Below are 20,267 nucleotides of genomic sequence, written 5' to 3'. Positions count from 1 at the left end.
TAAAAATGAGTTATACTAATGAATAGAAATGAAGCAAGTTATGGTAGAAGGAGGCAATGAAAATGGCTTTTGTCATTACGTCACCGTGTAAAGCGGAAAAAGCAGGCGAATGTGTCGAAGTTTGTCCTGTTGATTGCATAGAAGAAGGGAAAGATATGTTCTTTATCGATCCCGATATTTGTATTGATTGTGGAGCATGTGAAGCAGTGTGCCCTGTAACAGCAATTTATATGGAAGATGAAGTTCCAGCTGAGGAAAATGAATTTATTGAATTGAATCGATTGTTTTTCCAAGGAAATTAAGCAAAAGAAGCCAGTACCAATTGTACTGGCTTCTTTTTATATGTAAAATTATTGTAAATAATACTGTTAAAATTTTAAATCGGCTGACAATACAATATAATATGATAGAAGCATGAATTATATACATAGCAATGGAGGGACAGGAATATGAGAATTATTATAGCAGGTGGGGACGGATTTTGTGGTTGGCCAACAGCTCTATATTTATCAAAACAAGGTCATGACGTTACGATTGTAGATAATTTAGTTAGAAGAAAAATGGACAAGGAATTACATTCAAATTCCGTTACACCATTGGCAACATTAGAGGAACGTGTTGCCAAATGGAAAGAAATAACAGGAAATGAAATCAGAACATTTATTGGTGACTTAAATCATTATGATTTCCTTCGTGAGGTATTTAGACAAACAGAACCAGAAGCATTCGTACATTTTGCAGAGCAACGATCAGCACCATATTCGATGATTGATCGAGAGCATGCAATATACACACAATCGAATAATGTACTTGGCAATCTAAATGTACTTTATGCAATTAAAGAATTTGCGCCTGAGTGCCATTTAATAAAACTCGGAACAATGGGAGAATATGGTGCACCAAATATTGATATTGAAGAAGGATATATTGAAATAGAACATAATGGCAGAAAAGATCGCATGCCATATCCAAAACAACCCGGTTCTTTCTATCATTTAACGAAGGTTCACGATAGCCATAACATCATGCTTGCATGTAAAATCTGGGGTATTCGTGCAACAGATTTGAACCAAGGAATCGTATACGGCCTACACACTGAAGAAACTGAACTTGATTCTGTATTATATAATCGCCTTGATTATGATGGTGTATTTGGTACAGCTCTAAATCGCTTCTTGATTCAATCTGCTATTGGCCATGATTTAACTGTTTATGGTGCAGGCGGACAAACAAGAGCATTCTTAAACATTAAAGATACGGTAAGATGTGTGGAAATAGCAGCCAATAATCCTGCAGATAAAGGGGAGTTTAGGGTATTCAATCAATTTACTGAATACTTCTCTGTAAATGATCTTGCCGAAAGAACGAAGCGTGTAGCAGAAGAGATGGGACTAACAGTAGGCATTTCCCATATCGAAAATCCACGCGTCGAGGCTGAAGAACACTATTACCATGCGGTCAATACGAATCTACGAGCGCTTGGATTAGAACCAAATCTATTAACGGATGATGTGCTTAAAGAAATTTTACAAGTAGCATTAGAAAATAAAGATCGAGTAATTAAAAAAAATGTACTTCCACAAGTATCTTGGAGAGGATAAGAAGGGGCTTTAGCGTTTGAAAATCGCGATTGTAACAGAAACCTTTTTACCTTCTACCGATGGTGTCGTAACAAGACTCACTCAAGCTGTTAAATATTTTCGCTCACTTGATCATGAGGTATTAGTAATTGCTCCTGATCTTGGCATTTCTGAGTACGAGGGTGCAAAGGTAGAAGGAATCAAAACAATTACATTTCCATTTTATCGATACCGGAAATTTTCCTTACCATCAAAAAGGATTAAGGATTTACTGGATGCATTCCAGCCAGACATCGTGCATGCAGCAAATCCTGCCTTAATCGCAGCTTCTGCTGTTCGTTATGCTAAGAAATTAGATTTACCGTTACTTGCGTCATATCACACGCATATTCCAAAATATCTAGATTATTATACGTTTTATAAGCCAGCGAAGCCAATCCTGTGGAGTTACATAAGGAGACTTCATAATCGTGTTGAACTCAATCTTTGCACATCAGAAACGATTAAAGACGAGCTGGTAAAGCAAGATATCCATCATTTACATGTATTGCAGCGTGGTGTTGATACCAAAAATCGTCATCCAAGTTTTTATGATGAGGAAATGCGTTATCGATTAACAAATGGGAATAAATCGAAGAAATTACTTATTTTTGTTGGCAGATTAGCAATTGAAAAGGAAATTCATAAAATCAAGCCATTATTAGATGTTCGAAACGATATTATGCTTGCAATCATCGGTGATGGCCCAGCAAGAAATGACTTAATGCATACATTTAAAGATACAAACACGATTTTCACAGGATTTCTACATGGTGAAGAACTATCAAAGGCATTTGCATCAGCTGATGCGTTTATTTTCCCATCTGTAACAGAGACATTGGGCTTAGTAATATTAGAGGCAATGGCATCTGGATTACCAGTAGTAGCTGCCAAAAGTGGTCCTACAATGGAACAAATCAGTGACGGCGAAACAGGACTATTATTTGAAAATGAAAATGTTGATAGCATGATTGCTGCAGCAGAGAAATTGGATGACAAAAACAGCTTACAACAAATGAAAATAAACGCCCGTAAAGAAGCTGAAAAATTTGCTTGGGAAAAAGCGTCCCAACAATTATTGGATTACTATACGGAGACAATTAAATTACACGAAAAGAAAACCCCGGATGCCAAATAGAATGCATCCAGGGTTTTCTTTAAAAGTATTAATGTATTTAGATCTAGAATATCAAAAAAAATCATTTTGTCTCACTATCAAGAGTATACTTCAATATGAGATGTGTTTTAATCGTTTTTGACTTTACTTCCTATAATAAATATTATGTAAACTAGGAGAAATATAAATAAAAAAGCAAATTCTACCCTTCTTTATCCTCTCTTTTTTTAAGCGAATTTTTATGCGTTTTTATACCATCTTATAATAGGTCTACATATACATTAATTATATCCATAAGAATCTAACATCTCTGCTACATATTTTTTATTACAAGTATGTAGCTCCCTACAATAGTTACCTATATGATTTATAAGTCGGAAGAAATACATTTTCCTACGAATTTCTGACTAAAGAAAAGTGATTAACATTATAAATGATAATTACCCAGCGCCAACTAATATTACATAAAACAGCTAATAGTTGCTGTTCTAGCTAACTCATAGCATTTATATAGAAAAATGCTATGAATCGGTCACCTAATTCTTTATAAACATACATCTCTTCAAATGGAGCAAATCTTTAACATGAAATGAGTGAACTACAAAAAACATTGAATAGGTAATATTTTTTGTTAAATCCCTACCGGTTCGCGTGATTTGTTGTCCACCATGATCAATCCTCTATTATTGTTCGTTATAAAATGTATAACCCCCGATAATTTTCTCACTCGCCACTTTAATTGTTCTTTATAGAACGCAAACTATTGTATAAAGACATCTATAAAGATAGTGCCTTATAAAAATATATTAACTAATTTAATTTAAACTGTTATTTGTCTACCTTAAATCTTTTTTATAGCCTTTGATTACTCCTATTCCATTCCCTACCTAATTAATGTTCACATCTTATTTACATAATATTATTATCGTTAATTATAATTCAAAAGCCTAAATGAGCACCATAAAATTGAAATCAGTATTATAAGAATTTCCACTTCTCCTTGTAATTACTTTATTTGAAGCTATATTACGTGGAAAAACACAGCATTCAATTGTTGAACATCAGTGTTTTCAAATAAATATTTTACTAATCCCTCAACCGCTTGTGTTGTGTACCCCTTATTTCTATATTTCTTAGAAATAGCATAAGCAACTTTTCGGGGTCACCTCAAAATGTTTAAATCCTTTTAATTCGAAATAAGAATTCTTTTTTATTTCGACTGATGAAATCACACATAAAGTTAAATTAATTTCTTAATCTCTTTTCTTTAGTTCTAATTATTTTGTTCCAAATCTTTTAACTGATCTAATGCGCGCACGCTCAGCTTCTGCCTCTCGATTACGAGGCTCCGCACTGGTCTCCAACGTATTCAATAAATTACTTGTGACTATAGCTATTTCATTGATTGCCCGATTAAATGCCTCTTCGTTAATCTTTGATGGTTTGTTATAGCCTGTTATCTTTTTGACGAACTGCAAAGAAGCCGCATGAATTTCTTCATTGGTAGCTGGTGGATCAAAATTAAATAATGTTCTAATGTTTCTGCACATAAAGATTCTCCTTTTTGTTTTCGTTCTAACCATAAGTCCATATCCATTGATTTCACTATTTTATTATGTAGGACACTTTGATATTATCATAACATTCCTTGTTCAACTAACACCTGCCCTATAGTACAAGAAGAAAGAAATAGCTGAAGCTTATTTCATCTTCAACTAATACACTAGATCGTAATATAAGGTTAACCAGATTTTTCTGGTTGACCTTTAGTTGAAGATGAAATTTATAGGCATACAAAAGTCCATTTTTAAAAACCCATGTTTCAAATAATTCTTATCGCTCTTAACGTAACGCTTGTTAAGAGATAATAGATTTATAAATCTCCCCAATAATCCCTTCCAATTGATGAATACCTAATTCTGCATTCGTCATAATGACGGCACCTTTTGCCATGTGTGGGTACGCCACCATCATACACTGAAAACCTATTCCCCAACCCATAGATGTAATTTCTAATTCTTTTTCACAACCCTCTAGAAATACACCTAATCCAGTCCAGCTTTTTCCTCTTTGAGAGGTTATTATTTCTTTAGCTAAACTTTTTGAGAATCCAATTTTACTTTCTCCTTTTAAGGCGTTCATTAGTTCAAGGACTAATACAGATAAATCTAATGAAGTTGTCCATAACCCTGAAGCTGCTGGATAAGGGTAAATAGGATATTTTCCTTCTACCAATTCTCCATTTTTATTATGACCACAAGCAAATTCTTTTTTATCTATCTCTAACATAGTTGTATTTAAATAGCTACTTTCCATTCTTAATGGTTTAAATATGAGTTCATTTACCGCTTGATAATACTGCTTTTTCGTCACATCTTCTATTAGTTGCTGAATAATACAATAGCCTGCATCTGAATAATGGAATTCACTCTCTGGCTCGAATTGAACTTCAATTGGAACCTTACAATAATGTGATTTTCCCTCTAACAATTCAACCATCGAAGGATGACCTATTTCAGAATTCAGCTCTGAAAAACTACCTTCATGGTCCTTGATTCCAGATTGATGACTAAGCAAGTTTCTCAGAGTAACTTTTTTATTTTGGGTATATTTATTTTCTGGTACTTTCCAAGTTACAAGTCTTTCATTTACATTTTGATCTAAATCAAGATACCCTTCTTCTAGTAACCTTATTGCTATCATACCAGTTAAGAATTTACTAATGGAACACGCACTAAAAATGGACTTATCACTTACTTTTCTATCACTTTTAACTTCAAGTAACCCGTAGTTTCCTGTTCCGCTGATTTGACCTTCTTCGAACATTGCAATACTTAAACCGTTTACATTATAATGTTCCATTCTTTCTTCAATATTGATGTTTTTTAATTTCATTATTCTCCCCCTGGTTAACTTTATTATGAAATTATAACACGAATATACGTTCTAGTATATATTTGGAAAATAGATTTTTTGTTGGACAAAACTGCCCCATTAGCCATCCATGAAGCGCAAAAATCAGCGCTTCACCACAGAGAATGAAAATGCTGATAGAGTGAGCGTTTATTAAGAAGATGTTGAAAGATTAGATTCAATTCCTGGTATTGCGACTAGAATGGCAGAACAAAATCCTATCCGAGATTGGGACAGATATAAAAAAACAGTTTCCTAGTGCGGCTCATATGTGTTCCTGGGCAGGATTAGTTCCTGGACATAACGAAAGTGCTGGAAAAAGGAAATCAACTAAAACAAAAAAGGGAACAAATATTTAAGATCAGCATTAACAGAAGCAGCCCATTCTGTAAGAGGTTCTAAAAATTACCTTGGCGCATTGTATCACGAAAAGGTAAGAAACGAGCAGGAATTGTGGTAGCTCATGCCATATTGCGTATCTCGTATTATCTCTTAACACGGAAAGAAATGTATATAGACTTAGGCGAAGACTACTTTGATAAACAAAGACAGCAATCCCTTGTTCGACATTCATTACGAAGACTCGAAAGCTTAGGATACACAGTAACTTTACAAGAGCCTGAAGCATCTTAACCTAGTCAACTTATCTACAATAAGATCAATTAATTAGGCGCTCTCCTCTTCTTTAAAAAATGAATAAGCTGCGTCTTCTTTAGTATTGCCATTTTTGATAGGTTACAGAAGTTTATTTTCATGGTAGTGCAACAACTATAACTGGATTTTTAAATAATTTTATTTACTGAATGTTTCCCATAAGTCTGTACGAATCAACATATCCTCTAATCGCTTTATCTTCATCTTTGAAGCTTAAGTTTGCATCTAATTTATTGATATATCAATCCGAAAAAAGGTCTACATTAGTTACTGGTATATAAGTAGTTCCTACCCTTAATAATTCTCTTTTCATAATTTCTTCGCCCCTTAATATTTTGATAATTCACACTATTTAATTATACAAAAACCTAAAATATATGTAAATAGCACTGTACATTTTCCTTCATACTCAACAATTGTATTAACATGGAAACGAATAAAAAGAGGTAAACGACTTAAAGGAATGCTAGATGATGAAGAAAGAATAATTAATATTACAGAAATATTAGGAGAAGATATTGACCGTCACTCTCCCCTTTTGTTCGTTATAAAATGTATAACCCCGGTAATTTTCTCACTCATAATTTTTGTTGTTTATTATAAAGAACGATCCACAATAAAGAAAGGCTCCCACAAAGTGAGTGCCTTACAACTGGATTCCTAATTCAATTCCAATTAAAATGCGTATTCCATACATACCAATGCTGCTTCTGTTGCAAATCCTTTATTGCAATGTTCTTTTATAATGTGGAAACAAATTTAGGTAATGTTTTCCCATCGATAGTTTGCATCGTTATTCCACAATCGCCATTGAAGATATTACCTTCTTTTAAAAGTACCGCCCAAAAACCTATCTCTAATTTCTCGTGATGGAATCATACACTGATCCATTTGACCAAACCATTTATACCTATTCCTCGCCAAGATATTATAGGCTATATCCCTTAAAGGCTTAGGAACGATAATAAATACATAAAAAAGCCTCCATAATCCATCTAATTCCTTGCTAATCCGGAGTGCCGCTGTGGATTTATCATAGGCTTTACCATTTTCAATCAGAATAATGCTATCCGTATCTTCAGGCAGACCTGCTTTATTTTTCAGCATTTCACCTAACTCGCTTTGCAATGAACCAAATTTAAATATCGCACGCTTGTCACGTTCTATAATAAAATTTACACTACTACTGCAAAAATTACATACACCATCGAATAGGATAATTTTGCTCATGAAATCCCCCCTAGTTACTTATCTCTATTATACGATAATATGTTATCAATTCCCCTCATGTTGCTTAAATAACATCGAAATGAACATTAAAAAGAGAGCCAGCATTACGCCCGCTCTACTATCATCATTCAATCACTTCAGGTTTCGGATAATTATATCCCTTTGTGTCCACTTCGACTGTTTTCATCTTTTGATCTTCCAGTGGTTTATCAGCAGCACCACGTTCTACTGAAACGATATTATCTGCTACTTCCATCCCTTCAGTAACTTTTCCAAATGAGGCGTATTCCCCGTCAAGATATGGCGAATCTGCGACCATAATGAAGAACTGGGAACCGGCAGAATCAGGAGCACTTGATCTTGCCATTGAGATAACCCCGCGCTCATGGATTAACTCATTCTCAAATCCATTGGAGCTAAATTCACCTTTAATTCCATATCCAGGTCCACCTGTTCCATTGCCATCAGGGTCTCCTCCCTGAATCATAAACTGCGGAATTACGCGGTGAAAAATTAATCCATCATAGTAGCCCTCTTCCGCTAAAGAAATAAAGTTTGCTACCGTATTCGGTGCAATTTCTGGATATAATTCTAGTACGATTTGTTCATCATTTTCCATTGTGATTTTGACCACTGGGTTCTCTGCAACATCTGTTGGATAGTTCGACGTTTCTTGTTGATCTGAACTATTCTCATTACTATTATCGTCAGACGATGTAGTTCCACACGCTGCTAGTAAACCGACAATCAATACACCAATTAATAAAAGTACTCTTTTCATTTTCATCATCTCCACTATGTCATTTTTCAATATTAATCTAAGTATTTACTTCCTTCACGAATACTTAATTTAGCAAGCTTATTACCCTCAATAAACCGCTTAACAGATGCTGAATTTGTTTTCGAATATTCCCTTAAGGCCCAGCCAATCGCTTTTTGGATGAAAAACTCATTACTATCCTTATGTAGCTGAATATAGCGATATAGTAATTTTTCATCAGTATCTTGCTTATATTTCAGCTGGAATAGTATAGCTGTGCGCTGCAGCCAAATATTATCACTTGTTGCCCATCCCTCAATCGTCTCATCAATGACTTCAGGATTGTCCCTCGTAATTTTGCCAACTGCCTTAGATGCCAGCAAATCAACAGTATCCCACCATGATTTTGTCGTAATTAATTTTTCAATTAACGACAAATGCTCTTTCTCCAGCTTCTTCAGTGAGCGTTCAATATAATCTAATGCAGCGTTTTGGTATTCCCGCTCAGCCTGCTTCCATAATGAAAAAACGAAATCTACTTGAAATGGCTCTTTTAAAATCATTGTCTCCTGATAGAATCTTCTCATCAATGCTTTTCTCTCTGGTGCGCGAATCCCCAAGAATGGAAATTTATTTCTCATATATTTTTCCATCTTTACTGCATCTACTTTATTCTGATTCTCTGCAAGTATCGGAATTAGCTGGTTAATGTACATTTGTTTCCCCCTTTATTACTGTTCAAATAGATCCATACTTAAATATCGCTCCCCAGTATCAGGTGCAATGCATACAACTCTCTTTCCTTTTCCAAGCCGCTTCGCAACACCGATTGCTGCATGTACAGCCGCTGCACCAGATGGGCCAATAAAAATACCTTCCATTTGGGCAAGCTTGCGTAACATTTGAATAGCATCATGATCATCCATTTGGATAATCTCATCAAAAATGTCCGTATTTAGAATCGATGGAATAAAACCAGGGCTTGTCCCTACTAATATATGTTTCCCCGGCTTTCCACCCGAAAGGACCGGAGACCCTTTAGGTTCTACAACTGCAATATGTAAATTTGGAAGCTTTTCCTTTAATTTTTCACCTGTTCCTGTTACGGTTCCGCCAGTCCCTGCCGTACAAACAAATGCATCCAAACCACCATCCGTTTGTTCGAGAATCTCAATTGCTGTTGTTGTTCGGTGGATGTCAGGATTAGCCTGATTTTCAAATTGCTGCGGAATAAAACTTCCAGGTATTTCTTCCTTCAATTCCATTGCCTTCTTTATCGCGCCGGGCATTTTTTCTTCACTTGGTGTTAAGACAATTTTTGCTCCATATGCTTTTAATATCTGTCTTCTTTCCATCGTACTGTTATCTGGCATAACTAAAATAGATTTATACCCTTTTGCAGCAACCGTCATTGCTAGTCCGATACCAGTATTGCCGCTTGTTGGTTCAATAATTGTGTCACCAGGCTTAATAATCCCTTGCTCTTCTGCAACTTTAATCATATTGTATGCTGCGCGATCTTTTACACTTTTACTAGGATTAAACATTTCCAGCTTAATATACACATCGGCAGCATCAGCGGGCACAAGTTTCTTAAGCCTGACCATCGGCGTTTGACCGATTAGCTCTGTAATATTTTCTACTACACGCATGATTTATTAACCCGCTTTCTATTTAGTTTAAAAGTTAACAACTCCCATTTCCAATTATAGTTAATTATAGCGTTAACAACAACCCAACACTATCAATCATCATTTGACTATTCTTCAGAAGCAACCATCGAAATACCCGAAAATAATATACCCTTACATCAAAAAAATAATTAACACATTGAACACATATACACCAATAGATACAAAACTACCTATATACTAATACCCTTATCAGCATAAACCCCCCACATATTATTAAAACAGAAAATACATCCTTTTAATATACCTATACCCCTATTTACATATACAGTGCGGGTATCGAACAAAAATAAAAAGCGCAATGAATTTTTGCGCTTTTCTCCTAATTATTATTCACTTTTTTTAAAATAAATTGGCAATGTTTTTAAATTCTAACTCAGCAAATTTTGCCTCTACTTTTATTTTATCATATTTCCAAATTGCTGTTTCAATTGAACAGGTGATTGGCACATCACATTTAATTTCTGCTAGATTTCGAGATAAATGAAGCAGATCAATATTTTCTTTAATTTTCGTCTGGATACCCTTAGAGAGTTGGTCGATATTTTCCAATAAATTATCAATTGATCCATACTCTTGAATCAATTTCGTCGCTGTCTTCTCACCAATCCCTTTAACGCCAGGATAATTATCTGCTGTATCACCCATTAACCCCTTAATATCAATTACCTGATTAGGTGTAATTCCCTTTTTCTCATAAAAGTTATCGATTGTATAGATATCGTAATTGCCAATTCCCTTCTTCATGATTGCTACTTCAACACCATTTTCTACAAGCTGGAGCATGTCCTGATCACCAGTTAAGATAATGACATCATGTTCTAGGCGGAAATCATTTGCCAATGTACCGATACAATCATCCGCTTCATAATTCACTACGCCAATATTCGGCATATCAAAGGAGTCTACTACTTCCTTAATTAGATCAAATTGTGGAACAAGTTCTTCTGGTGGTGCTCCTCTATTTGCTTTATACCCATCATAGAGATCTGTACGGAAGGTTTTACTTCCCATGTCCCAGCAGCAAATGATATGTGTTGGTTCAAACTTATTAACAGCATCCGTGAAATAGCGGATAAACTGGTAGATTCCATTCGTCGGCACCCCCTGACTCGTTCGCATAAAGTTACCTCTAAAGGAAGTTGCGAAGAACCCACGGAATAATAACGCCATTCCATCTACTAAAAGTATTTTATTTCTATCCATTATGACACTTCCTTTTCACCTTATTGCTCAATAATTGCTTTTAGCTTTTCTTCTTTTTCCGATAAAATGGATAGTTCCATCGCTGTTACCATCATTTTCAAATGACTATCTAACAGTACCGTTACAGAATCGATTGCATTATCTTTTATGTCCATTACAAATCGATTGAGCGCCTCTACGTAATATTCTAACATAGTTGCTTTATTCAAGTTGATATAATCTTTTACAATAGGTAAGAGAATCGTATACAGCTGCTCTTTCAATTGTTCTTTTTCATTCTTTTCAAAGAAAGCTTTTGTACCTTTAAAAGTAGCGATTGCTCCATCAAATATGCCGAAATCAAGGGAATAGAACCCGTGTTCGTATTTCGGGGTTTCCATATCAAATCCGCTAAAATTTGGTAAGACAAAGATAGAATCCGCTTGTTTTCCCTTATTCATAATATACTTATATACATTCGAGACTTCCCCTTGTGTAAACTGTTCAATCCGTAATGAAATTGCTTGGAGCTCCTGGTATAGTTCATTTGCAACATAATCAATTAAGCCCTCTAGATTATTTCTTAATTGCACCCTAGCCATTCTTCCAGAATCAGTAACGGTAGTTGGATTAAAGAATTCCTTGTACATATCGTGGAACCGAATCGATAATCGTTCGATTACAAAATACAACTGCTTATCAATTTTTTGTATTAACCGTTCTTCATTAACCGTTGCCTTGATTGAAGTAATTTCTGTAACAAGCTGCTCCTTTTTCATTATAAGACGCTGTTTATAAGCATCCTTTTGATTCTCATCCAATTGTAAGGTTTCAATAGAATGTTTCATCGTTTGAAATGTTCTTGTTATATCCCATCTGGCCGATTCAACCGTTAGTGCAGTTAAATCATGATGAATAAATTGATAGAAATGATTCTCAAAATATTGCATTTGCTGATTTAACCTTTGATTGGATTGCTTATCAATTAATGCGTTTTTACTCGAAACTGGATATAGATTTGGTAAACGAATTCCTAATTGTAATAACTGTTCCTGCACATAGTCTGTAACCATTTCAAGCTCCTTTTGGTCAGAAGCAAGGTCTGCGGCATTTACGATAAAAAACATTTTATCCAGTTCAAATGATTCCTTCACACGTCCTAATTGAAGAAGAAAGTCTCGATCGGCTCGTGACAATGCATGATTATAATACGTAACATATAAAATCGCATCGGCGTGTTTAATATAATCAAAGGCAACGTTCGTGTGCCTTGCATTAACAGAATCCGCTCCTGGCGTATCAACGAGGACAATCCCTTGTCTTGTTAATGAACAATCATAATACAAATCTATCGCCTCAAAATAACATGCCATTGTCTCATCCGTCACATAAGCTGCAAATTCCTCTAGTGAAATTGTTAATTGCTTGCCAATATTTGCTTGATTTGCTTCGAATCCAGCAAGCATCGCTTGTAAATGGGATTGATACATTTTATTTAGCTTTTCGTCTTGGTGGATTCGATTCGCTTTAACCCAAGCTAATAAGCCTTCTAATGTCATTTCTTTTGGAGAAAATTTCTTTGTAATTAACCGCAGATCATTTACTAGGGAATCTTCATCTTTTAAAGATATGATGACATCCCCATGCTTTGATGTTTCCGTTACTGGACGAATCCGGTTTACTACTGCCGTTGTTGGATTCGGTGAAACAGGTAATACATTTTCACCCATAAGCGCATTTGCAAACGATGATTTTCCTGCACTAAATGCTCCGAATAGAGCAATCGTAAACGTACGATTTGTTAATTGATCTTGCCTATTCATTAAATCTTGTTTGAGCGATGCAAAACTAGGCAAATCCTCAATGACATGAATGGTTTCCTCAAGATTCTTTAAGATGGAATCCAGCTCAAAATTTTTTGCTTGTTTCGTTTCTTCTCTATGCCTTTCTTCTGGCTCCGACTCTTTTACGGTAATTGCATTTGGAAGCGGACTACTGACCTGTTTTATCATGTTCTGCTGTTTCTCCCGAGCAGTTTCAAGGAGTTCATATGCAAATTGTGATGGATTCGGCGATTCCAATTGCTGCTCCAATTGTCTGTACTGTGCATCGAGCTCAACCTGGAGACTGTCGTACTTACCTTGTGTCGCCAATATTTGTTTATGTTCTACAAGCAGTGAATTCACTTTTTCTATTTTTACACGAAGTTCTTCTTCTAAATTTGTTTTAAGACGTCCAAGTAACTGCTTTGCTGCTTGGTTGAATTTCTGCTTAATATCTGCAGTCACATCTTTCGTGTAAATGAGCACATAATCACCATTAACCTTAGCTCCTGATTTTATAATTTCGATAATATCCGTAGCGTTAAAAATGATAGATAATGCCTGGATTTGCTTTTGTAAATCACTATTTTGTATGCCATATTGATTTGCCAGTTTTAAAATTTTTTCACGAAGCTTCCACTGTATTAATGCATCTATATTTCCCTGTAATGTCGACAAAAAGTCAGATAAACGATTGTTTTTTTCATCGGCTATTTTTTTTGCGGAAGAAAAGAATCCAACTTTAAAATTCTTTTGCTGCGACTCTAGAAATGACTCTACCTTATCACGTAGACTAGCTGGCATGATATAGGCATTATCTAATGTTGCATGTATCTCATGATTAAAATCCTTTTCAAATGCTAACGGTATTTGTTGCAACTCATCCATTCGGGTCGTTAATGACTCGATTTCTAATTTACTCGTCTCAATTTGCGTTGTTGTGTAAGGATTTAAATCAATCGTCGATTCCTCATATTTCTGTTTTAGAAAACCTTTATGTTCACTGACCACTTGCTGAATAGATTGGTCCATTTGAAATAAACGATTTTTTCCCTCAAATATTTGCTCATAAAGGAAATGCTTTAATCGAGAAAACTGACTATATTGTATCGTCTCATCCAATAATGAAGTGAAATAGATGTCCTTTGGAAACAAATTCCATTGATCAAACGTTTGTTTGATTTTTGAAACGTACTGCTTGAAGGATATTTCACTTTCATCATGCTTGTCGATTTGATTAATTATCGTATAGAAAGGAATCCCTTTCTCCTGAATAGATTTCAAAAACCGCAAATTCACTTCTGATTGCACATGATTATAATCCATCACATAGAACAACACGTCCACAAGATGTAGAGAAGCCTCCGTAATTAATCGATCGGCGTCATCTGCCGCATCAATCCCAGGTGTATCCATAATGCTTACACCAGCAGGTATTACATCCTCACTCGTTCGTATTTCGATTTTTTTAATGGTATCTTTATCCATCGAATATGCTTTGATCATATCCAAATCATATGGCTCTTTGAATTCGATTACGTCATCATTATGAAAATAAACAAGGGCAGAACCATCGCCAGCACTTATTTTCACGATGTTTGCACTAGTCGGTACCGGACTTTTTGCTAGAAGGTCAGCGCCAATTAGCGCATTAATCATCGATGATTTTCCAGCAGAAAAATGTCCAGAAAAACTAATGGTAAATTCCTCTTTTTCTAGTTTCTCGTATAAATCGATTATTTTCTCAGCTGTTGCTTGATCCCCATTATCAATCATTAGCTGATATAGCGCTACCAAATGTGGAAATGTCGTTTGTGATTTAATTTCTTCTTTTAATTTCATTGTCTTCAAGCCCTTCCCGTATCCCAACTTAACCCCTATTATACGAAACTTTTCTTTTATATTCTATGCAAATCATTTATAATATTCTAATTTCCAACTTCTTGTTCACATAATATTATTATTGTTAACTATATACAGTAAAAAAACTTTGGTAGGCTTTACCAAAGTTTTTTTCGTCTACACTGGATAAACGCCATGCTTTCTTTCAGTAAATACGATTTTCTTATCCTCATAAATCGAGAATCGAGCGTTTAATTCCTTCCTCAAGTCATCAGGATTGATGATTGTATCAACAACCATTTCCGAAGCCAATCGATAGATATCAATTTCTCTTCGATATTCATCTTGTTTTTCTTTAATATATGCTGCACGTTCTTCCTCTGGTAATGCCGCTATTTTATTTGCATTTACCGCATTAATCGCTGCTTCTGCCCCCATGACTGCTATTTGTGCATTTGGAAAGGCGATGACACAATCTGGGTCAAATGCCGGTCCTGCCATCGCGTATAAACCTGCACCATATGCCTTTCGAACGATGACAGAGATCTTCGGTACAGTAGCTTCACTCATAGAAGACAGCATCTTTGCACCATGACGAATAATCCCTTCTCTTTCAACCTTTGTACCTATCATAAATCCTGGAACATCGGTAAGGAATAATAACGGGATATTGAATGCATCACAAAGCTGGATAAACTTTGCCGCCTTATCAGCCGAATCTGTAAAAAGTACTCCACCTTTTACCCGTGGCTGATTCGCAATAATCCCGATCGATCTGCCATTAATCCTTGCAACTCCAGTGATAAGCTCTGCAGCAAATTTCTTCTTGATTTCACAGAAAGAATCTTCATCAATTATCCGATCAATTAGGTCATACATATTAAATGCTGCATTTTGATTTTCAGGAATAATTTCCGATATCGACTTTTCAAAAGGCTTTACTTCTTTCCCAGCCACCAAACCTGGTCTCGACCTAAAATTAGCTGGAAAATAGCTTAAATAGCGCTTTGCATACTGAATTGCTTCCGCTTCTGACTTTACTAAAACGTCACCTACACCCGAAATGGTAGTATGCATTCTCGCACCACCCATTTCCTCGAGCGTCACTTTCTCACCAATCACTTTTTCTGCCATTCTTGGTGAACCTAAATACATCGAGGCATTTCCATCAACCATAACGACGACATCACAAAAAGCTGGGATATACGCACCGCCTGCAGCGGATGGTCCAAATAATAAGCATATTTGTGGAACACGTCCAGACAATTTAATTTGGTTATGGAATATTCTCCCCGCACCACGCCTTCCAGGAAACATCTCAATTTGATTGGTAATTCTTGCTCCAGCAGAGTCAACTAAATAAATCATCGGTAGCTCCAGCTTCTCTGCCGTTTCCTGAATCCGGAGAATTTTTTCAACGGTGCGCTTTCCCCATGATCCTGCCTTAACGGTAGAATCATTTGCCATCACACAAACCTTTTGCCCATTAATTTTGCCAATCCCTGTGACAACACCATCTGATGGGAGTGAATCATCCATGCAATTAGCGAAAAATGCATCCTCAATTTCGATACCTTCATCAAATAATAATGCTAAACGCTCACGAACAAAGAGCTTTCCTCTTTCTTTGTTTTTTGAATGGTATTTCTCATGGCCACCTTGTTCTATTTTATCGATCCTTGCTTTTAATTCCTCGGTAGACGACATGGACCTTCCCTCCATTATTTCCCTCTATACATGGGCTTTCTTTTTTCGTAAAAGGCATACAATCCTTCTAATCGATCTGCTGTCGGTATTGTTTTCTTATATGCTTCATGTTCAATTACAATTCCCGATGATAAATCTGTTTGCATTCCAGTATTGATTGCTAGCTTTGCTTGCTCGATTGCAATTGGGCCATTGGCTGCGATAGTTTCAGCAAGCTGGATTGCTTCACCAAGCAAATTTTCCTTGGTCACGACTTGGTCCACCAAGCCAATCTTTAAAGCCTCATCTGCTAAAATCGGCTTTGCTGAGAAGATAAGCCGCTTCGCTTGACCTAAACCGATTAAACGGGGCAAACGCTGTGTTCCCCCAGCGCCTGGGATAATCGCGAGCGATGTTTCTGTTAATCCCATTCTTACATCCTCAGCAGCAATTCGGATATCACATGCCAATGCTAGCTCCAATCCACCGCCAAATGCAGCACCATTAATTGCCGCTATTACCGGCATTCGTATATGTTCAATAGCACTCACCGTGTTACCAATATATGATACAGTATCGATTACCGTATCATTTGTCATTTTTCTTCTTTCTTTCAAGTCAGCACCTGCACAAAATGCCTTTTCGCCCGAACCTGTAATTATCGTTGTATAAATCGAGGCATCCTCATTAACCTCCTGTAGCGCTCGATTTAATTGATGAAGGAGTTCCCTCGACATTGCATTTGCTGCTTCCGGTCGATTTAACATGATAATTGCAATATGCTGTCTATCCCGATTAAGCTTGATAAACTGATCCATGCTACCTCCCCGTCCCTCTATTCAATTATCGCGATGATATCGCCTTCATTTACAAAATCACCTTCAGCAACCATTAACTCTTTTACAGTGCCACCATCTTCTGCCGCAATTGGAATTTCCATTTTCATCGATTCTAAAATTACAACATCCTGACCTTCTTCAACAACATCGCCAGGTTTAACGGTAATCTTCCAAATATTCCCTGCCATACTTGCACGTATTTCTTCCATTTCGTTTCCTCCTCATTTATCTTTAGTCTTCATTTTTACATGTTTTTCAATAAAATCTGTTGTAGTCGCACCTTTAATAAATGCATCATGATTCACGATGTTTAACAGTAGCGGAATATTTGTCTTAATACCTTCAATCTTGTACTCCTCTAGTGCACCCTTTAATAATGTAATTGCATCCCCTCGACTTACTGCTGTAACGATTAATTTTGCAATCATCGGATCATAGAAGGGAGTGACATCATAGTTATTTTTTATCGCTAGTTCATGTCGAATATGTTCACCCTTTGGTAAAACTAAAGTTGTAATATGACCTGGTGAGGGATAGAAGGTGTTTGGGTCCTCTGCATAGATTCGTGCCTCAATTGCATGACCATTAATCGTAAAATCTTCCTGCTTGTAATCGAGTTTTTCACCATTTGCAATCCGAATTTGTTGTTCGACAATGTCAATCCCCGTAATTTCTTCCGTGACAGGATGTTCTACTTGAATTCTTGTATTCATTTCTAGAAAATAAAAACTTTCCGATTCATCTACTAAAAATTCGATCGTTCCGGCATTTGTATAACCGATAGCTTTTGCTGCCATAATCGCTGCTTCACCCATTGCGTTACGAGTTGACTCCGTAATAAACGTCGATGGAGCTTCTTCAATCACTTTTTGATTTCTTCTTTGGACTGAGCAATCTCGCTCAAATAGGTGAATCACATTCCCGTGTTTATCTGCTAGTAATTGAATTTCAATATGACGTGCATTGTCGATCTTCTTTTCTATAAACATCGAGCCATCACCGAAAAATGTTAAGGCCCGTTTGGAGTTACTTTCAAACGCCGGCTGCAATTCTTCTGCACTGCGAACGACTTGCATGCCGATACCACCGCCACCTGCAGCAGCCTTTAACATTACCGGAAATCCAAGCTCTTCTGCTATCTCCATTGCTTCGGCTAAAGAAGATATTGCAGTATTTTCCCCTGGAATCACAGGAACACCCGCTTCTGTCATTAATTTCCGCGCCTTTATCTTATCCCCCATTTGCTCGATTACCTTACTTGTCGGTCCAATAAATATCATCCCTTCATGACTACAACGATCAGCAAATGCAGCATTCTCACTCAGAAAGCCATATCCTGGATGAATCGCATCGACACCGGACAATTTAGCAATTTCAAGAATTTTCTCGACCTTTACATAACTTTCACTAACACGGGACGGACCGATAAGATAGGCTTCATCAGCCGATTTGACATGTGGTGCTTTTTCATCCGCTTCCGAGTAAATTGCAACAGTTTTTATACCAAGTTTTTTGCAAGTACGGATAATCCGCACAGCAATTTCAGCTCGATTTGCGACCAGTACTTTTTTAATCATGTATGCTCACCCATTTCACTTGTTATTTTGTTTCTAACAACCTAGTTCTCTAGCAATAACAAGTCGCTGAATCTCTGAAGTTCCTTCGCCAATTTCTAGTAACTTTGCGTCTCTTAAGTACCGCTCAACCTCGTATTCACGCATGTACCCATATCCACCGTGAATTTGTACCGCTTGATTTGCGGAGCGGAAAGCCGTTTCGGTAGCAAATAACTTTGCAAATGCCGCTTCCTTACTAAAGGGTTTCCCTTGATCCTTTAGCCATGCTGCTTTATGTACCATATTTCTAGCAAGCTCTACCTCCATTGCCATGTCCGCAAGTTTAAATTGAACTGCTTGAAAGCTTGAAATGGATTTTCCAAATTGTTTGCGACCCTTTGCATATTGTAATGACTTTTCTAATGCTGCCTGGGCAATGCCAACTCCTAGTGCACCTATTGAAATCCTGCCACCGTCAAGGGTATATAAAAATTGTTTAAATCCTTTATCCTTCTCTCCTAAGAGATTCTCTTTTGGAACGCTTACATTATTTAAAACAATCTCGGCGGTATCAGACCCGCGCATGCCCATTTTGTTGTAATTACTCGTAATCTTGACGCCCTCAGTATTTGCAGGCACAATAAACGCTGAAATCGTATTCTTGCCATTCTCATTTTTGACTGTGACAGCTGTGATAATTAACGTTTCAGCGTAGCTTGCATTCGTAATGAAACATTTCTCACCATTAATAACATAGAAATCATCCTGAAGCACTGCCGTTGTTACTGTTCCACCAGCATCTGAACCAGCATTTGATTCGGTCAATCCAAATGAGCCTAAAGACGCTCCTTCTGCAAGCGGTTTCAAAAATTGCTTCTTTTGATCTTCCGTTCCAAAGTAATGTATCGGACTCGCTCCAAGTGATACTGCTGCAGCATAGCTTAACCCAGTACTGCCACAAACACGACCAATTTCCTCAACCGCTATTGCATAGGATAATGTATCGCCACCCGAACCACCATATTCTTCTGGAAAAGGAATACCGAGTAATCCTAATTCACCCATTTGCTTAAAAATATCATCTGGAAATTTTGCTAGTCTGTCAATATCAATAGCTCTAGGTCGAATCACTTCTTCCGCAAACTCATGTACCATATGTTTAATCATTTGCTGTTCCTTTGATAACTCGAAGTTCATTATTTCTCCCCCCTAAGCGCATATACCGAAATATTCAGATATTTATAAACGTAACCATTAAGAATCGAAAAAATATCATCAATTCTTAATGATTACAAATATATCTTAATTGTATACTCTAATCGGAAAATAGAAAAGCATTTATTTCCTGATCA

General features: G+C 36.5%; 18 protein-coding genes and 1 pseudogene. 4 read left to right on the top strand and 15 right to left on the bottom strand.

Going from position 1 to position 20,267, the window contains the following annotated elements; translation table 11 throughout:
- The first annotated feature begins 62 nt into the window (after positions 1–62).
- From CWR48_RS07765 to CWR48_RS07755, 3 genes are all read left to right on the top strand, one after another.
- Positions 63–302: a ferredoxin family protein gene (locus CWR48_RS07765; protein ID WP_115772675.1), complete on the top strand. Its 240-nt coding sequence runs from the start codon at positions 63–65 to the stop codon at positions 300–302.
- A gap of 147 nt (positions 303–449) precedes the next feature.
- Complete coding sequence (locus CWR48_RS07760) at positions 450–1,601, top strand: NAD-dependent epimerase/dehydratase family protein (RefSeq protein WP_115772674.1); 1,152 nt, start codon at positions 450–452, stop codon at positions 1,599–1,601.
- A gap of 16 nt (positions 1,602–1,617) precedes the next feature.
- Positions 1,618–2,757 (top strand): glycosyltransferase family 4 protein, encoded by a 1,140-nt coding sequence (locus tag CWR48_RS07755; RefSeq protein WP_115772673.1) that lies wholly within the window; start codon positions 1,618–1,620, stop codon positions 2,755–2,757.
- Positions 2,758–3,757: 1,000 nt separating this feature from the next.
- Here the strand turns inward: CWR48_RS07755 and CWR48_RS07750 are convergent.
- From CWR48_RS07750 to CWR48_RS07740, 3 genes are all read right to left on the bottom strand, one after another.
- A complete protein-coding gene (locus CWR48_RS07750; protein ID WP_115772716.1) occupies positions 3,758–3,877 on the bottom strand; it encodes a hypothetical protein in 120 nt (39 codons plus the stop codon).
- Between the two features lie 136 nt (positions 3,878–4,013).
- Positions 4,014–4,286, bottom strand: coding sequence for a DUF2277 domain-containing protein (locus CWR48_RS07745; protein ID WP_115772672.1), 273 nt, complete (start codon positions 4,284–4,286; stop codon positions 4,014–4,016).
- A 307-nt stretch (positions 4,287–4,593) separates the two neighbouring features.
- Entirely contained in the window at positions 4,594–5,631 is a 1,038-nt protein-coding gene (locus tag CWR48_RS07740) for a serine hydrolase domain-containing protein (RefSeq protein WP_115772671.1), read from the bottom strand.
- A gap of 287 nt (positions 5,632–5,918) precedes the next feature.
- Here CWR48_RS07740 and CWR48_RS20795 point away from each other — a divergent pair, with 287 nt between their 5' ends.
- Positions 5,919–6,008 (top strand): IS110 family transposase, encoded by a 90-nt coding sequence (locus CWR48_RS20795; protein WP_245976763.1) that lies wholly within the window; start codon positions 5,919–5,921, stop codon positions 6,006–6,008.
- Positions 6,009–6,475: 467 nt separating this feature from the next.
- Here CWR48_RS20795 and CWR48_RS21190 read toward each other — a convergent pair.
- The 12 genes and pseudogenes from CWR48_RS21190 to CWR48_RS07680 form a co-directional block, all read right to left on the bottom strand.
- Positions 6,476–6,616: pseudogene (locus CWR48_RS21190) on the bottom strand (VOC family protein); the annotation flags it as partial.
- Positions 6,617–7,122: 506 nt separating this feature from the next.
- Positions 7,123–7,533, bottom strand: coding sequence for a thiol-disulfide oxidoreductase DCC family protein (locus tag CWR48_RS07730; RefSeq protein WP_115772670.1), 411 nt, complete (start codon positions 7,531–7,533; stop codon positions 7,123–7,125).
- Between the two features lie 124 nt (positions 7,534–7,657).
- Positions 7,658–8,320, bottom strand: coding sequence for a peptidylprolyl isomerase (locus CWR48_RS07725; protein ID WP_115772715.1), 663 nt, complete (start codon positions 8,318–8,320; stop codon positions 7,658–7,660).
- A 26-nt stretch (positions 8,321–8,346) separates the two neighbouring features.
- Positions 8,347–9,009, bottom strand: a complete 663-nt coding sequence (locus CWR48_RS07720; RefSeq protein ID WP_115772669.1) for a DNA alkylation repair protein — start codon at positions 9,007–9,009, stop codon at positions 8,347–8,349.
- 15 nt (positions 9,010–9,024) lie between these two features.
- Positions 9,025–9,945 (bottom strand): cysteine synthase A, encoded by a 921-nt coding sequence (cysK, locus tag CWR48_RS07715; protein ID WP_115772668.1) that lies wholly within the window; start codon positions 9,943–9,945, stop codon positions 9,025–9,027.
- Between the two features lie 381 nt (positions 9,946–10,326).
- Positions 10,327–11,190 carry a 5'-3' exonuclease gene (locus CWR48_RS07710; protein ID WP_115772667.1) on the bottom strand — a complete coding sequence of 288 codons (864 nt, stop codon included), beginning with the start codon at positions 11,188–11,190 and terminating at the stop codon, positions 10,327–10,329.
- Positions 11,191–11,210: 20 nt separating this feature from the next.
- Positions 11,211–14,834: a dynamin family protein gene (locus tag CWR48_RS07705; protein WP_147294874.1), complete on the bottom strand. Its 3,624-nt coding sequence runs from the start codon at positions 14,832–14,834 to the stop codon at positions 11,211–11,213.
- Between the two features lie 177 nt (positions 14,835–15,011).
- Positions 15,012–16,541 (bottom strand): acyl-CoA carboxylase subunit beta, encoded by a 1,530-nt coding sequence (locus tag CWR48_RS07700; protein ID WP_115772665.1) that lies wholly within the window; start codon positions 16,539–16,541, stop codon positions 15,012–15,014.
- 14 nt (positions 16,542–16,555) lie between these two features.
- On the bottom strand, positions 16,556–17,338 hold the full coding sequence (locus tag CWR48_RS07695) for an enoyl-CoA hydratase (protein WP_115772664.1): 783 nt from the start codon (positions 17,336–17,338) through the stop codon (positions 16,556–16,558).
- A gap of 17 nt (positions 17,339–17,355) precedes the next feature.
- Positions 17,356–17,568, bottom strand: a complete 213-nt coding sequence (locus CWR48_RS07690; protein WP_115772663.1) for an acetyl-CoA carboxylase biotin carboxyl carrier protein subunit — start codon at positions 17,566–17,568, stop codon at positions 17,356–17,358.
- 12 nt (positions 17,569–17,580) lie between these two features.
- Complete coding sequence (locus tag CWR48_RS07685) at positions 17,581–18,936, bottom strand: acetyl-CoA carboxylase biotin carboxylase subunit (RefSeq protein ID WP_115772662.1); 1,356 nt, start codon at positions 18,934–18,936, stop codon at positions 17,581–17,583.
- 33 nt (positions 18,937–18,969) lie between these two features.
- Positions 18,970–20,112: an acyl-CoA dehydrogenase family protein gene (locus CWR48_RS07680; RefSeq protein WP_115772661.1), complete on the bottom strand. Its 1,143-nt coding sequence runs from the start codon at positions 20,110–20,112 to the stop codon at positions 18,970–18,972.
- Positions 20,113–20,267 lie beyond the last annotated feature (155 nt).

The organism is Oceanobacillus arenosus (genome assembly GCF_003369575.1).
GTDB lineage: Bacteria > Bacillota > Bacilli > Bacillales > Amphibacillaceae > Oceanobacillus > Oceanobacillus arenosus.
Note: the sequence above shows the minus strand (reverse complement) of the source record. Positions and strands in the feature narration are given on the sequence as shown.

What these genes read in the sequence shown, in the direction of transcription:
- CWR48_RS07765 (WP_115772675.1), top strand. Translation starts at nt 63, where the DNA reads ATGGCTTTTGTCATTACGTCACCGTGTAAAGCGGAAAAAGCAGGCGAA.
- CWR48_RS07760 (WP_115772674.1), top strand. Translation starts at nt 450, where the DNA reads ATGAGAATTATTATAGCAGGTGGGGACGGATTTTGTGGTTGGCCAACA.
- CWR48_RS07745 (WP_115772672.1), bottom strand. Translation starts at nt 4,286, where the DNA reads ATGTGCAGAAACATTAGAACATTATTTAATTTTGATCCACCAGCTACC.
- CWR48_RS07740 (WP_115772671.1), bottom strand. Translation starts at nt 5,631, where the DNA reads ATGAAATTAAAAAACATCAATATTGAAGAAAGAATGGAACATTATAAT.
- CWR48_RS20795 (WP_245976763.1), top strand. Translation starts at nt 5,919, where the DNA reads ATGTGTTCCTGGGCAGGATTAGTTCCTGGACATAACGAAAGTGCTGGA.
- CWR48_RS07730 (WP_115772670.1), bottom strand. Translation starts at nt 7,533, where the DNA reads ATGAGCAAAATTATCCTATTCGATGGTGTATGTAATTTTTGCAGTAGT.
- CWR48_RS07725 (WP_115772715.1), bottom strand. Translation starts at nt 8,320, where the DNA reads ATGAAAATGAAAAGAGTACTTTTATTAATTGGTGTATTGATTGTCGGT.
- CWR48_RS07720 (WP_115772669.1), bottom strand. Translation starts at nt 9,009, where the DNA reads ATGTACATTAACCAGCTAATTCCGATACTTGCAGAGAATCAGAATAAA.
- cysK (WP_115772668.1), bottom strand. Translation starts at nt 9,945, where the DNA reads ATGCGTGTAGTAGAAAATATTACAGAGCTAATCGGTCAAACGCCGATG.
- CWR48_RS07710 (WP_115772667.1), bottom strand. Translation starts at nt 11,190, where the DNA reads ATGGATAGAAATAAAATACTTTTAGTAGATGGAATGGCGTTATTATTC.
- CWR48_RS07705 (WP_147294874.1), bottom strand. Translation starts at nt 14,834, where the DNA reads ATGAAATTAAAAGAAGAAATTAAATCACAAACGACATTTCCACATTTG.
- CWR48_RS07700 (WP_115772665.1), bottom strand. Translation starts at nt 16,541, where the DNA reads ATGTCGTCTACCGAGGAATTAAAAGCAAGGATCGATAAAATAGAACAA.
- CWR48_RS07695 (WP_115772664.1), bottom strand. Translation starts at nt 17,338, where the DNA reads ATGGATCAGTTTATCAAGCTTAATCGGGATAGACAGCATATTGCAATT.
- CWR48_RS07690 (WP_115772663.1), bottom strand. Translation starts at nt 17,568, where the DNA reads ATGGAAGAAATACGTGCAAGTATGGCAGGGAATATTTGGAAGATTACC.
- CWR48_RS07685 (WP_115772662.1), bottom strand. Translation starts at nt 18,936, where the DNA reads ATGATTAAAAAAGTACTGGTCGCAAATCGAGCTGAAATTGCTGTGCGG.
- CWR48_RS07680 (WP_115772661.1), bottom strand. Translation starts at nt 20,112, where the DNA reads ATGAACTTCGAGTTATCAAAGGAACAGCAAATGATTAAACATATGGTA.